The following is a 13,503-nucleotide window of genomic DNA, read 5'->3' as shown; positions in this document are numbered from 1 at the left end:
CTGCGGCGTGTCAACTGCGAGACTGGATGCAGTCCCACCCGCGTCGGCGGGCTGCCGTGGGGGTACCCAGGGGTGGTCGTGCCGACAACAGTGAAGGAGCATGCATGAGTGTCCAGTCGGGTGAGTCTCGTCATCGTGTCGTCGTCATCGGGTCCGGGTTCGGTGGATTGTTCGGTACCCAAGCCCTGAAGAATGCTGACGTCGACGTCACGTTGATCGGGCGTACCACCCATCATCTGTTCCAGCCGCTGCTCTATCAGGTGGCCACGGGCATTCTGTCGGTGGGCGACATCGCACCGGCGACGCGGATGATCCTGCGGAAGCAGAAGAACGCGCGGGTTCTGCTCGGTGACGTCGAAACGATCGACCTCGAGAACAAGACGGTGACCTCGCAACTCCTCGAGCGGCGCACCGTCACCCCGTTCGACAGCCTTATCGTGGCGGCGGGTGCCGGCCAGTCGTACTTCGGTAACGATCATTTCGCCGAGTTCGCACCCGGGATGAAGACGATCGACGATGCGCTGGAGTTGCGGGGCCGCATTCTCGGCGCATTCGAGCAGGCCGAACTGTCCGACGACCCCGAGGAGCGGGCACGGCTGCTCACGTTCGTGGTGGTCGGTGCGGGACCGACCGGAGTCGAACTCGCCGGGCAGATCGCAGAACTGTCGCGGCGCACGCTCCGGGAGGCCTTTCGCCACATCGACTCCACGGAAGCGCGGGTCGTCCTGCTCGACGGGGCACCGGACGTCCTTCCGGTCTACGGTGGCAAACTCAGCCGCAAGACCCGCCAGACTCTCGAAGGCCTGGGCGTGCAGATCCAGCTCAACGCGATGGTGACCGGCGTGGATGCCGACGGGTTGACCGTCAAGGAGAAGGACGGCACCGAACGGCGCATCGAGTCGCAGTGCAAGGTGTGGTCGGCAGGTGTCGCGGCCAGCCCACTGGGCAAGCAACTCGCTGAGCAGTCCGGAGCGGGCATCGACCGAGCGGGCCGGGTGGAGGTGCTGCCGGATCTCTCGTTGCCGGGATACCCGAACGTGTTCGTCATCGGCGACATGATGTCGCTCGACAAGCTGCCCGGTCTCGCGCAGGTCGCGATGCAGGGCGGCAAGTATGCGGCGAAGCAGATCACCGCCTCGGTCGAAGAGGGGCAGGATCCCGCGCAGCGTGCGCCCTTCCGGTACTTCGACAAGGGCAGCATGGCGACGATCTCACGGTTCAGTGCGGTCGCGAAGGTCGGCAAACTCGAGATCACCGGGTTCCTCGGATGGATCGCGTGGCTGTTCGTGCACCTGCTGTACCTGGTGGGATTCTCGTCGAAGGTGTCGACCTTGCTGTCGTGGGCACAGGCGTTCTTCTCGACCGGGCGCAACCAGATGGCGGCAACCGAGCAGCAGGTGTTCGGTCGGCTCGCGATCCAGCGGTTGCGGACCGAGGAGGATGCAGCCGAGGCACGCGAGGCTGTCGCGCGACGCGAAGCGGGATAACCCTCCGGGCGTCACACGCGTTGTTGTCTACGGGGTGACGAGTCCGCTCCGGTAGGCGATGACCACCAGTTGTGCGCGGTCACGGGCGCCGAGTTTCGCCATGGCATGACTGACGTGGGTGCGGGCGGTGGCCGGGCTGAGAAACAGGGCGGCACCGATCTCCTGGTTGCTCAGGCCCTCCCCGACCAGCGCGAGAACCTCGCGCTCGCGTTCGGTGAGGACGGAGAGCCGATCTTCCCCGGCCCTGTCCGCCGCCTGCCGGGTGGTGAACCGGCCGATGAGGCGGCGGGTGATGCGCGGCGCCAGCAGTGCATCACCCGCCGCGATCACGCGGATGGCATGCAGGAGTTCGGCCAGACCGGCGTCCTTGAGCAGGAAACCGCTGGCACCGGCCTGTAAACCCTCGAACACGTAGGCGTCGGTGTCGTAGGTCGTCAGGATGAGGATGCGTACATTTCCCAGCCCGGCAGTGGTGATCTCCCGGGTGGCTTCGATGCCGTCCAGGTTCGGCATGCGGATGTCCATGAGGACGACGTCCGGCCGCAGCGCGTAGGCCTTCGCTACCGCGTCTGTGCCGGTGGTCGCTTCCCCGACCACCGTGATGTCGTCCTCGGTGTCGAGGAGGAGCCGGAACCCGGACCGCACCAACTGCTCGTCGTCGGCGAGCAGCACCTTGATTGTGCCGCCGGGCGTCGCTTCCTCTCCGGTCATGTAGCCGCCGTTTCGGTCGACGTCAGCGGAAGCCACGCGGTGACGGCGAATCCGCCGTCCGGCCGGGGACCCGCGTCGAGGTGCCCTCCCAGAAGACGGCAGCGTTCCCGCATCCCGGCGAGGCCGTACCCGCGTCTGCTCTCCTGCTGCGCCGGACGGTCACTCCCCCGGCTCGGGGCCGACAACGGCGAGACCGCGGGTGTCGCCGAGAGTGCTCGGCCTTCGTCGACGACGCCCACTTCCACAGCGTCTGCGCCGTAGGTGACGGTGATCGTCACGCGGGTCGCTCCGACGTGACGGATCACGTTCGTGATCGATTCCTGCACGATCCGGTACACGGCGGTACCGACCGCAGCGGGTACCGGCTGTTGAGGCGGCGGCGCATCCACGGTCAGATCGAGGCCCGCGTCGCGCGCCAGGTCGGCAAGGTCCTGGATCTGCGCCGGGCCCGGGTTCGGGGCCCGCCCGTCGGTGTCTCCCCCGACGCCGGCAGTTCTGTCGTCTCCGACGTTGTCGTCTCCGACGTTGTCGTCCCGGAGTACGTCGAGGATTGCGCGCATCTCCGCCAGTGCCCGCGCGCTGGTCTGCTCGATGACCTCGAGGGTTTCGCGGGCGCGCTCGGGTCGTTTGTCGAATACATGTGCGGTGACACCGGATTGGACGTTGATGACGGCGATGGCGTGCGCCACGGTGTCGTGTACCTCGCGTGCGATCCGGAGCCGTTCCGCGTCGACCCGGGCACGGGCTTCCTCGTCACGGGTGCGTTCGGCCACCGCGGCGCGTTCGAGTGCCTGCGCCGCGATCTGATTCCTCGCCCGCACGCTCTCACCGAGAGCGGCGCTCATGACCGACGCGCCGATGCGGAAGTAGACCCAGCCGATGGCGGCGGGTGGCTCGATGTCGGACGCGGCGATGAGCCATGCCGCGGACAGGACCACGATGCCCACGGCGGCCAGCCGGAGCGTGCGGTGCCCGTCGCCGTGCGCGGTGAGCGTGTAGAGGGCGACGAACAGGGCGAGCCACCCGGGCCCGTCCGGGAAGTCGAGGCCGTAGTACACGACGCTGCTGAGCGCGGTGACGGCAAACACGGCGACCGGTCGGTCGCGGCGTACGACGAGGGCCGCGCCGGGGACGATCAACAGGAGGTAGCCGAGGTTCCCGAGGTCGGACAGGGGACGCAGCACGACTTCGGGCTGCCCGCTGTTGCGCACCACAGTGCCCTGAACCTGCATGACGGTGACGAACAGCGCCAACAGCAGGTTCTGAACGCGGGTAGGCAGGCGGAACGACGCAGCGCGATCCTGCATGCAGTGATCATAGGTTTCCCGCGCCCGCAGCACCCGAGGTCTGCGGCTCGATCACCTACGTTCGCGGTTGCGGATCGATGCGCTCGGCGTACACCCGATGCCGTAGTCGCCGACGCCCGTCGGCCGATGACCTGCCGTCCCCGTGGCACGACGATCGAAGGTGCCCCATCTCGACGGATACCCGTCCGACCGAAAGGATCGTCATGTCTGTCTTCGAGGTCTCTGTTGCCCCGCTTCCGGATCCCACCTCCATCGTTGCCGCCGGTTACGAACTCGGTGTCGGCCGGGCGGTACCCACGACCGCGGCCGTGCTCGCGCTGATCGGCGTGGTCGCCGGCGCAGTGGCCCTGAGGCGTTCCCGCCGCTCCGGCACGCACCTCGGCCTGTCGTGGATCGTCGTGGCGTTGGCGACGGGAGCGATCGGGGTGATTGTCGGTGGGATGCACGGCGCGAATGCCGCCGGTGGTCCCAATACCGGCAACGGGGCCGTCGGCGCATTGTTCGCCGTGGTGCTGGGAGTGATCGCCGTCGTGCTGGGCGGTCTGAGTCTGGCCCGCTACCGCCGCACCGAGCGTGCCGCCCCGGTGCTGTCCGGCTCGTGACCTCGCTTCACGCCGACCTGAGCGCTCTCGAAGGACCCGCCCGCGAATTCTCACGACGTGGTGAGATCGCGGCGGCGGAACAGCATCACACCACCCGCGCAGAGAGCCAGGGCAATCAACGAGAGCGCGACCAGCGGACCGGCCGTGACCGACGCGGCCGGGACCGCCGGCACATGCGTGAACGGCGACACGTCCCGGACGGCGTCGGGCACCCCGAGGAGCGGACCGAACAATCCGACGACGAGGCAGAAAGCGAGCAGTGCCCAGGACAGCCCGGCCGACCAGGCGGGCAGTCCCCCGATGAACAGCACCACCGCGGCGGCGACCACCAGGACCGCGGGTACGAAGACCAGTGCCGCCCCGGTCAGCGCCGCGACCTGTCCGGGCACATCCCCGACGATCACGCCGTGGGCCAGCCCCATCGCCGCTCCGGTGAGTGCTTGCAGCGTCGCGATTCCTGCGGCGACGAGACCCACGTGTGCGAGCATCCACCGGGGCCGGGAGAGCGCGGTGGCGAGGACCGGTTCGAGCCGGCCGGCCGTTTCCTCGCTGCGCATCCGCAGCAGCGCCTGGACGGCGTAGCCCGCGACCGCGATTGCCATCAGCGCGAAGATCGCCGCGAAGTAGGCGTCGATCAGATCGGTGACACCGCCGCCCAGGTCGGTGAGCACATCACCACCCTGCTCGCCGTCGCCGAGGAAGTCGTCGATCTGATCGGCGATCGCGCCGTACACCAGCGACAGGACGACGATCCCGAAGGCCCACCAGAACCAGATCGTGCGCTGCATCCGCCACGCCGATCCGAGCGCTGTGGGTAGTGCCCGTGACGCGCGGGGCGGTCCGGGTCGGGTCGGTACCAGCCCGGACCCGAGGTCGCGGCGTCCGGTGAGCGCGACGGCGACGACACAGAGCACCAGCGAGAACACCATCGGCAGCGCCAACACCCACCAGTCGTCGCTGTCGTACGGCCGCATCTGCTCGGCCCAGCCGATCGGCGACAACCACGTGGGCCATCCGCTTTCCACGCGGGTGCCGTCACCGGTAACCGTTCCGGTCATGTCGCCCACCGCGCGCAGCAGGAACGCCACACCCAGGGCGGCACCGGCCAGCCCGTTGGCGGTGCGGGCGCTGTCGGTGACCTGCGCGGTGACTGCGGCGACCGCGGCGAAGGCGATACCGGCGGCCGCGACGCTCGCGCCGAGCGCTGCCGACCCGCCCGCCGGTAGGCCCTGCAGTGTCAGCACGGCCGCACTGAGAACACCGAGCGTGAGGTTGGCGCCCACGGCGACGAGCAGGGCGGCGGCGAGCAGCGCCCGGCGTCCGACGACCGCTGCTCCGATGAGCTCGGCCGCGCCGGTCTCCTCGTTCTGGCGGGTGTGCCGCACCACCAGCAGCGTGGTCATCAGCGCGGCGGCCAGCGCCAGCGGCATGACGGTCTGGCTGGCGACTACAGCGCCCGTGCTGTAGCCGGACACCAGTCCGTTGGTGGCGAGCGCGACCGGGGACGCCGCGGACGCGGCTGCGAAACCCCGCAATTCGGCGACGGTGGGATACAGCCCCGCCACGCTGGCTGCGGAGAACGCGAGGATCGCGGTGAGGGCGAGCAGCCACACCGGCAACCGGATGCGGTCGCGGCGCAACGCGAGTCGGACGAGCCGCCCGGTACCGGCGAATCGTTCGGCCCCGGTCGTGGACGTCGGGGCCGCGGCGGCTGCCGTCGTCATCGCGGAGACGTTCCTGGTTCGGCTCGCCGGTGCCGCTCGCTCTCGCGGACCCGTTCGTCGCCGTAGTGCCGTAGGAACAGTTCCTCGAGAGTGGGTGGAGTGGACGTCAGCGAGGTGATCCCGAAGGTCAGCAGGTGGCGCAGCACCGCGTCGAGTGCGGTGGTGTCGACCTCGCAGCGGGTGTGCACACCGTCGATGCGGACATCGTGTACTCCGTCCAGTTCGGTCAGCCCGGTGACGGGACGGCCGGTTTCGGCGGTGATCGACGTGCGGGTGAGGTGCCGTAACTGGGTGAGAGTGCCGGTCTCGACGGTGCGGCCCTCCCGGATGATGCTGACCCGATCGCAGACCGCTTCGACCTCTGCGAGCAGGTGGCTCGACAGCAGCACCGTCTTCCCGGCCGCGGACATCTCACCGAGGCAGTCCTGGAACACCGATTCCATCAGTGGGTCCAGTCCGGAGGTGGGTTCGTCGAGGATGTAGAACTCGACGTCCGACGCGAACGCGGCGACGAGCGCGACTTTCTGCCGGTTGCCTTTGGAGTAGGTGCGGGCTTTCTTCGTCGGGTCGAGTTCGAAGCGGTCGAGAAGGTCCGCGCGGCGGGCCTCGTCCAGTCCGCCGCGCAACCCGGCGAGTAGATCGATCGCCTCGCCGCCGGTGAGGGTGGGCCACAGGTTCACATCGCCGGGCACATAGGCGAGGCGCCGGTGCAACGACACCGAGTCACGCCACGGATCGCCGCCGAGCAACCGGACCTGTCCCGAATCGGCGCGCAACAGCCCGAGCAGCACGCGGATGGCCGTTGACTTACCGGAGCCGTTGGGGCCGAGAAATCCGTGGATTTCGCCCGCTTCGACGGTCAGGTCGAGGCCGTCGAGGGCCCGCGTCGGACCGAACGTCTTGACCAAGTGCTCGACCGCGACCACCGTCATGGGGGCATGGTACGCCCGACCTCCGGGGGTCTGCCCGAGAAGAACAATCGGGACCGCGTGCAGATCCCTGAGCCGACCTGGCAGGTCAGTGGTGCGCCGAGTTCGAAAAGGGCCTGATCTCAACGGTATTGCGAAACCGAGGGGTCGGCGCGCCCGCAGGAGAGGACACAGCACGGTTTCGGAAGTGCGTCGGGTCGGTCTCGACGTCCGGACGTGTTAACGGAGGTCGGCGTCCCTGCGACATCTCCAACGTCGGGCAGTTTCCCCGCGGTCACACCGTCGTCGACGGCTACTGCGATGGCGGAGCCGGTTCCGTCTCCCTTCCAGCAGAACGCAGTTCCCGGAACGACCACCAAGATTGGACCGGTGACCGGGCCGACCACGTCGTCGACGCAGTACGGTGTCGGCGGTACGGACCTGGGCATTGCCCGCAGCCTTCCCAACGGCAGCCAGGCCGTCGTCCTGGGTGACACCTTCGACCAGGCCGGCGTCGGTGGCCCCGGGTGGCGGTCTCCGGTGATGCTCTTCACGAACGAGAAGTCCCCGGCGGACTACGCCAATGGACTGACGTTCCATGGGGCCGTCGGCGGCTCGTACGCCCGCCAGTTGTGGCCGTACACCCACGACAGGTACCCGTGGACCAATGGCGGGTTCGCCACGGTCCTGCCTTCGGACCTCCTCGTCATCGGCTCCCGCATCTACCTGTTCGTGACGATCTGCCGGTCCCTCTCCGAGGTCCTCTGGACGGAGATCCAGTATTCCGACGACAACGGCCAGAGCTGGCATCACGCGGGCCCCGCCGGACAACGCGACTGGCATCACGAGGGCGCTTTCCAGATGGGTATCACCTGGGAGATGGGGACCGACGGCTGGGTCTACATCATGGGCAACAAGTGGCTGGTGGACGGCGGATCGAACGTTCATCTGTACCGCTGCCGTCCCAACGAGGTGGCGGACCGCTCCAAGTGGTCCGGCTGGGGATGGAACGGGACGGACTGGGGATGGAACCGGGCATGCTCGGACATCTTCCCGGCGGGGACGAAGGTCCGGGAGATGAATCTCCGCTCGGTCCAAGGCCAGTGGCTGCTCACCTACACCCAGACCGCACCGGACATCCGCGTCAACGTGAAGGGCCTTCGCAACGGGCCGACATCCCATATCGGGGATGCTCCGACCACGACCGTGGTCCGTCACGTGGACCACGACCAGGAGCACCTGGACCGGAACAACACTCTCGCCCAGTGCTACGGCGGGTACGTCCTCGCCGGTTCCACGCTCGACGAGCTCTATGTTCTGGTCTCCCAGTGGGATACCCGCGACGGCTGGCCGTACCAGGTCAATCTCTACCGGCACACGGTCCACGCCGATATCCCGCGTCCCGCACCGGTACCGACGCTGGATCAGGTCGTGGACGAGAACTACCTGCTGTCACGGTCCGTCCTGGCCAAGGTGGGCGGGAACGTTGCGGACCTCCCCACCACTCCGGCGGTGGAGACACTCGACGCGGCGAGACAGACCAACACGGCGTTGCGGCGTGTCGCCAGCGTCGTGGGCGCCGGCACGGCAGGAATCTGACCTGACCCCCATCTCCCGCCGCGGGAACGCCATGAACCGCGGTCATCTCCGCGGCCGGCGGCCGGCGGCGGGAGGTGGGGTCTCCCTTGTGCTGAGGGGTGCGTCGTTCCGATGGAAGCATCACGCCTGGACCGCTACAGCAGTCGGTGTGTCGGAGTTCGGCGAACGGTGCTCAGCCCGAGGCCGCGAGACCGATTGCCACGCTGGGCAGGACGAGCCACCAGGACCCGGCGGTTGTGGGCTGCTCCTGCCCCGCCGTTTCGTCTCCGGGGATGTTCCGCGCCCGTCTCCCGTCGCGTGGTGTCAGCGGATTCCGTTCGGTGCGCCGGACGACGGGAACGGGGTTGTCGCGATCCACACGGACTCCTTCGGTGACGTCGAAACCGGACCCGGCTTCTGCGGCGAGTGGAATGTTCTCGAAATGTCAGGAAGCGATCAACCGGCGGAAGGCGCTGCGATGGAACACGATCGGTTCCACCTCTGCGTCGGTAAGCATTTCGTTGATGCGCAGCACGACGATGTCGTGATCACCGGCCGGAATCTCCTGTTCGACGGTCACGTCCATGCGCACGCTCGTGCCTGCCACGAACAGGGCACCGCCATCACGGATCTCGGTCTCGATACCGGCGAACCGGTCACCGTTCTTCGCGGCGAGCACCTTCGCCGCACCGTCGTGCTCCTCACTCAGCACGCTGATACCCAGGTGCGGCAGAGCCGACAGTCGCGGCCACGTACCCGAGGTACGTTGCACGCAGAACGCAACGAGCGGAGGGTCGAGCGACACCGGCACGAACGTGCTCGCAGCCATCCCCACCCGCTCGCCGTGCACCTCGGCGCAGATCGCGACCACCCCGGAAGGGATGTGCGCGAAGGCGTGCCGCAGGGCGGTGCTGTCGAACGTGCTCATGACGCCCCGGTTCGGATGGCCACGGGCAGGGCCGGCGTCCAATGCTCCGCGTGCCGGCCGTCGGTGATGTAGCCGGCGTCGACAAGGTACCGGCCCGGCGACGGGGTCCCGGCGTCGCGAGTGCGAGAGTACGGCTCGGGGTTACCCGTGACGACGGCGATCGTCATACGGCCACCTTTCGGATCTGCGCTGTCGGTTCCCGCGGTCGGCACGGGCATCCGCCATCCTTCGCTCCCCCGAACCGCGCGGAAACCCTTTCGCTCTGCTCGAGCAAAAGAGGGGCGCATGCCCGGCGGAGTGGCCTCGTCGCCGATCGGAAGCCTCGGGCGGATTCGGGCTCTCGGCGCCCACCGACGATTGGCGTGACGTCCGGCCGCTGCAGATCCGCCGCCCCACCGGTGCCCGGACCACCGGGCATGGTCCCGCCGATCGTCGGTCACATGCGAATACGGTTGGGGTCACGCCGATCCGGCTATCTTCGACACTATTGCTTCCCGCACCCGGTGGTGACCAGCAGAGTCGAAGGGACGGCAGCACATGAGGGTTCTGGTTCTCGGGGGTACGACATTCATCGGCCGGCGCATCGTGGAAAGACTCCACGAGCGCGGCGATCGGGTGCTGGTTGTCCACCGCGGACACCACGAGCCGTCCCCCTGGGTGGCGGTCGATCACCTACGGGTCGATCGGCTCGCACTGGGCGATCACGCCGACGATGTTTGCCGGTTCGATCCGGACGCCGTAGTCGACACCTATGCGCTGACCGCCGACCACGTCGATGCCGTCCTGCCGGCGATACCGGAGGTGCCGACGGTCGTGCTGTCCAGCGTGGACGTGTACCAGGCGTTCACGGGTCTCACCTCGGGGCGTTGCGAATCCGCGGTGCCTCTGACCGAGGACTCCGAAGTGCGCCGGGAGCGCTATCCCTACCGCGGGGCCCGGAGGCCGGGGATCCCGGACGCCTACGACAAGCTCGATGTCGAGGAGCGGTGGCTCCCGCGAGGCGCCGTGGTGTTGCGTCTTCCCATGGTCTACGGACCGCACGATCCGCAGCGCCGGGAGGACCCGGTGCTGCGCCGGATCCGCGCCGGACGGCAGCACATCCCGGTCGGTGCCGGAAATCTGCTGTGGACCCGCGTCCATGTCGATGATGTCGCCACCGGCGTACTGGCCGCTCTGGACACGCGGGCCGCCGACGGCATGGCGGTGAATCTGGGCGAGCCTGCCACGGTGCCGGTGATCGCATGGGTGGAACAGATCATCGCGGCAGCCGGCTCCGCGCTGGAGCCGGTACGGGTACCGGAGTCGGTACTGCCCGGCGAACTGGCGCTGATGGGAGCACCCGCGCAGCATGTGCTCGTCTCCGTCAGCCGGGCGGAGAACCTTCTCGGCTGGTCTCCCGGCGACCCGCAGCAACGGGTAGCCGAATCGGTGCGGTGGCACCTCGACAATCCACCGGCGAGCACGTGGTCCGCCGAGGACTCACGGGTGGACGAGGATGCGCTCGGCTCCGTCTGACCCGACGACGGCACTCACGACGGCCGCAGGTGCTCGATCGTGAAGCCGTGCTGCTCGACGAGCCGTCGCGCGACCAAGGAACGATGACAGGCTTCGGGATCACCTTCGACGCAGAACAATGCGGCTGGTCCCGTGCTCGGCAGCACCGACACGACCGCCTCGAGATCGGCCGGATCGAGGATCTCGGCGGTGTAGCGGCTGACGTACCCGGCGGCGAGTTCGCGGCGGGTGCGTTTGCCGACACCCTGGCGGGCGTCCTCGGCGTACTGAAGCTCACGCAACTCGGTGGTCGGTGCCAGTTCGAGGTGATGGCGGTATGCGATCCCGCTCGCGGCGAGTGAGGTCTGTAGTCGCTGCGAGTTCGCCCAGGCGTAGTCGGGCCCGCGAACCCCTCGACGCTGACGCACGTCGAGCAGCATCCTCACCTCTGCTCGACGCAGTCGTTCCAGGAACGTCGTCACGTCGAAGCCGTAGACGCCGATCGTCCACAGATCGGGCACCGGCACTCACCCCTCTCGGTTGCTGCCCGCGCCGCCGTGCCCCACGCGGGCAGCGGAACGGCGTCCCGTCAGGCGACAGCGGTACCTTCGAGTTCGATCATCTGGCCGGGTATCGCCAGTCGCACCACGCCGAGCATCGTGGTGGTCGGTGCTGCCCGAGCGGCCGCAAGCCGTGAGGCGAGCGCGCCGTAGTGCTGGAAAAGCAGGTCGACGTCGGTGGTGTACACGTTCAGCCGGACGAGGTCGGCGAGCGACATGCCCGCTTCGGCAAGCACACCCTCGAGATTGTTCAGACTCAACGCGACCTGTGCCGCCATGTCTCCCTCGTGCTGAGGAGCGCCGTCGGCGTTCATTGCCGTCTGTCCGGAGCAGTACAGCGTCCTGGTGTGCCCGCTGACCACCTCACCCTGATTGAACCCCATCTCCACCGACCACGTCACCGGGTTGAGGACCGTTCGTTCGATCGTCACTTCGACTCCATTCGGATCCTGCGGGGCGCATCCCCCGACCGCGACACCGCCGATGCGGCGTCGCGTCATGGAGCCTTCCGCTGAATCACGACACCTTGTGTCAGGTATTCGGTAACGTCCCGATGCGTGCGGGCCGACCGACTGGTGTCTCTGGTGCTGTTGCTGCGTCAGCGCGGCCGGCTGACGGCGGACGTCCTCGCCGAGGAACTCGAGGTTTCGGTCCGTACCGTCCTGCGCGACATCGAGGCGCTCTCCACGGCGGGTGTCCCCGTGTACTCCGAACGGGGCCGGCACGGCGGGTTCTCGTTGCTCCCCGGGTTCAGGACCCAGCTGACCGGGCTGAACCACGACGAAGCTCTGTCTCTGCTCGCTGCCGGTTCCGGTCCGGGCGGGCAGATTTTCGGACTCGGCACGGCTCGTGCGTCGGCGGTGCGGAAAATCGTCGATGCACTCCCCGAAAGCCACCGGATCGCCGCGAGCAATGCCGCCCGACGATTGCTCGTCGACCCCGAGACCGACCTGCTCTCCCGCCGCACGGCCCGCGACGAGGTTGCGGGCCCGATCCTGGTCGCGGTCCGGAATGCGGTCCTCGGCGGACGGAAGCTGCGCCTTCACTACTCCTCCGCGGGCCGGGCACCGCAGTGGCGCACGGTGGACCCGATCGGTCTGGTCACGGTGCGGGACAAGGCCTACCTGCTGGCCACCGAGTTCGGCTCCGACAGGACGCTGCGGATATCGCGGATCCTCGCCGCGCACGAGATGCCCGCAGCGGCGGAGCGTCCGGATCGGGTCGACCTGGCACGCATCTGGGCGCAACGCTGCGCCCGGTTCCTGTCCGAGGACCACATCGCCGTCGATGTGCGGGTCGACCCGGTGCGACGAGACGACCTGCTGGACATGGCGGAAGCCGTCCACACCGAGGAACCCGACGCCGACGGCCGGTTGCGCCTCGACGTCACGTTTCAAGATCTCCGGCACGCGGAGTGGGCGCTGTGGCAACTCGGCACCCAGGCCGAGGCACTCGCACCGCCGGAGCTCCGCGCCTCCCTGCGCAGCCGGGCGCAGAGGGTCGCGGATCGCTACGGAGAGCCCGTGTGACTCGGTCCTGGTGTCGCGTGCGGTTCGGCGGCGGTCAGCCGCCCAGATGCGCGGCGTCGGTGATGTTCGCGAGTCGCACCTGACCCTGCGCGACGAGGCGGTCCTGCTCGTCGGTGATGATCACCTTCCAGAGTTGCTGGGTGCGACCGCGATGCACGGGGGTGCCGACCGCGGTGAGAACACCCTCGCGGGTGGCACGGAGGAAGTCGGTGTTGTTGTTGACTCCGACGACGGTGCCGCGGTCGGCGAACCACGCGGAGCCACCCACGCTCGCGAGTGTCTCGATCACCGCGCAGTACACGCCACCGTGCACGATTCCGAACGGCTGGTGCTGGTTCGGGGTCACCGTCCAGCGCGCCCCCACCCGGTCGGGGCCGATCTCGAGGAATTCGAGGCCGAGGGCGGTGCCGAACCCGTTGGCGTTGAGCGCTGTGGCGGCGGCCGGGTCGTGCAGCGAGGTGGGGTCGAGCCGGGGCTGATCGGTCATGCGGTCTCTCCGTTGCATGCGGGGCCGCGTCCGGTGGATCCGGGCGCCGGTGGCCACCGAACGATGGTAGGGCATCGCGGTTTTCGGTCACGTCGCGTGTTTCGGTTGCGCGGCGCGTTCGCCGTACCCATCCCTGGACCGGGGCCACGGGATACGCACGACGGCGGGCCCCACGAGTGCTCGTGGGG

The 13,503-nt window shown here is 68.5% G+C and carries 15 protein-coding genes; 5 read left to right on the top strand and 10 right to left on the bottom strand.

All coding sequences use genetic code 11. From position 1 onward, the window contains the following. Window positions 1-104: 104 nt before the first annotated feature. Entirely contained in the window at window positions 105-1,487 is a 1,383-nt protein-coding gene (locus tag ACFWBU_RS10695) for an NAD(P)/FAD-dependent oxidoreductase (protein ID WP_296549269.1), read from the top strand. 27 nt (window positions 1,488-1,514) lie between these two features. Here the strand turns inward: ACFWBU_RS10695 and ACFWBU_RS10690 are convergent, their stop codons facing one another. Beyond that, window positions 1,515-2,198 (bottom strand): response regulator, encoded by a 684-nt coding sequence (locus ACFWBU_RS10690; RefSeq protein ID WP_378528220.1) that lies wholly within the window; start codon window positions 2,196-2,198, stop codon window positions 1,515-1,517. Beyond that, window positions 2,195-3,505, bottom strand: a complete 1,311-nt coding sequence (locus ACFWBU_RS10685) for a sensor histidine kinase (protein WP_378528219.1) — start codon at window positions 3,503-3,505, stop codon at window positions 2,195-2,197. The genes ACFWBU_RS10690 and ACFWBU_RS10685 overlap by 4 nt, the downstream gene beginning before the upstream one ends. Before the next feature lie 203 nt (window positions 3,506-3,708). On the opposite strand from ACFWBU_RS10685, the gene ACFWBU_RS10680 reads away from it, so the two are divergent. Next, window positions 3,709-4,107 (top strand): DUF6223 family protein, encoded by a 399-nt coding sequence (locus tag ACFWBU_RS10680; protein WP_378528218.1) that lies wholly within the window; start codon window positions 3,709-3,711, stop codon window positions 4,105-4,107. Between the two features lie 50 nt (window positions 4,108-4,157). Here the strand turns inward: ACFWBU_RS10680 and ACFWBU_RS10675 are convergent, their stop codons facing one another. Then, the gene (locus ACFWBU_RS10675) at window positions 4,158-5,831 is read right to left on the bottom strand and encodes an ABC transporter permease (RefSeq protein ID WP_378528217.1); all 1,674 of its coding nucleotides are present in this window, start codon (window positions 5,829-5,831) and stop codon (window positions 4,158-4,160) included. Next, window positions 5,828-6,763: an ABC transporter ATP-binding protein gene (locus ACFWBU_RS10670; protein ID WP_169622318.1), complete on the bottom strand. Its 936-nt coding sequence runs from the start codon at window positions 6,761-6,763 to the stop codon at window positions 5,828-5,830. Before ACFWBU_RS10670 ends, ACFWBU_RS10675 begins: the two co-directional genes overlap by 4 nt. Before the next feature lie 366 nt (window positions 6,764-7,129). Between ACFWBU_RS10670 and ACFWBU_RS10665 the strand changes: the two genes are divergently transcribed. Next, a complete protein-coding gene (locus tag ACFWBU_RS10665; RefSeq protein WP_378528216.1) occupies window positions 7,130-8,338 on the top strand; it encodes a DUF4185 domain-containing protein in 1,209 nt (402 codons plus the stop codon). Between the two features lie 172 nt (window positions 8,339-8,510). Here the strand turns inward: ACFWBU_RS10665 and ACFWBU_RS10660 are convergent, their stop codons facing one another. From ACFWBU_RS10660 to ACFWBU_RS10650, 3 genes are all read right to left on the bottom strand, one after another. Continuing rightward, window positions 8,511-8,696 (bottom strand): hypothetical protein, encoded by a 186-nt coding sequence (locus tag ACFWBU_RS10660; protein WP_296549275.1) that lies wholly within the window; start codon window positions 8,694-8,696, stop codon window positions 8,511-8,513. A gap of 66 nt (window positions 8,697-8,762) precedes the next feature. After that, window positions 8,763-9,245 carry a flavin reductase family protein gene (locus ACFWBU_RS10655; RefSeq protein ID WP_296549276.1) on the bottom strand — a complete coding sequence of 161 codons (483 nt, stop codon included), beginning with the start codon at window positions 9,243-9,245 and terminating at the stop codon, window positions 8,763-8,765. Then, window positions 9,242-9,463: a hypothetical protein gene (locus tag ACFWBU_RS10650; RefSeq protein ID WP_296549277.1), complete on the bottom strand. Its 222-nt coding sequence runs from the start codon at window positions 9,461-9,463 to the stop codon at window positions 9,242-9,244. The genes ACFWBU_RS10655 and ACFWBU_RS10650 overlap by 4 nt, the downstream gene beginning before the upstream one ends. Window positions 9,464-9,782: 319 nt before the next feature. Between ACFWBU_RS10650 and ACFWBU_RS10645 the strand changes: the two genes are divergently transcribed. Continuing rightward, a complete protein-coding gene (locus ACFWBU_RS10645; RefSeq protein WP_378528215.1) occupies window positions 9,783-10,760 on the top strand; it encodes an NAD-dependent epimerase/dehydratase family protein in 978 nt (325 codons plus the stop codon). A 14-nt stretch (window positions 10,761-10,774) separates the two neighbouring features. On the opposite strand, the gene ACFWBU_RS10640 is transcribed toward ACFWBU_RS10645, so the two are convergent. After that, on the bottom strand, window positions 10,775-11,260 hold the full coding sequence (locus ACFWBU_RS10640) for a DUF488 family protein (protein ID WP_378528214.1): 486 nt from the start codon (window positions 11,258-11,260) through the stop codon (window positions 10,775-10,777). 68 nt (window positions 11,261-11,328) lie between these two features. Beyond that, on the bottom strand, window positions 11,329-11,724 hold the full coding sequence (locus ACFWBU_RS10635) for a RidA family protein (RefSeq protein ID WP_378528262.1): 396 nt from the start codon (window positions 11,722-11,724) through the stop codon (window positions 11,329-11,331). A 132-nt stretch (window positions 11,725-11,856) separates the two neighbouring features. On the opposite strand from ACFWBU_RS10635, the gene ACFWBU_RS10630 reads away from it, so the two are divergent. Then, window positions 11,857-12,828 carry a helix-turn-helix transcriptional regulator gene (locus tag ACFWBU_RS10630; protein ID WP_378528213.1) on the top strand — a complete coding sequence of 324 codons (972 nt, stop codon included), beginning with the start codon at window positions 11,857-11,859 and terminating at the stop codon, window positions 12,826-12,828. Between the two features lie 34 nt (window positions 12,829-12,862). On the opposite strand, the gene ACFWBU_RS10625 is transcribed toward ACFWBU_RS10630, so the two are convergent. Next, window positions 12,863-13,315 (bottom strand): PaaI family thioesterase, encoded by a 453-nt coding sequence (locus ACFWBU_RS10625; RefSeq protein ID WP_169622324.1) that lies wholly within the window; start codon window positions 13,313-13,315, stop codon window positions 12,863-12,865. Between the last annotated feature and the right edge of the window lie 188 nt (window positions 13,316-13,503).

The sequence above is a fragment of the Rhodococcus sp. NPDC060084 genome, from assembly GCF_042730335.1.
GTDB lineage: Bacteria > Actinomycetota > Actinomycetes > Mycobacteriales > Mycobacteriaceae > Rhodococcus.
The sequence above is the reverse complement of the archived record's forward strand: the minus strand, read 5'-3'. Positions and strand labels throughout refer to the sequence as shown.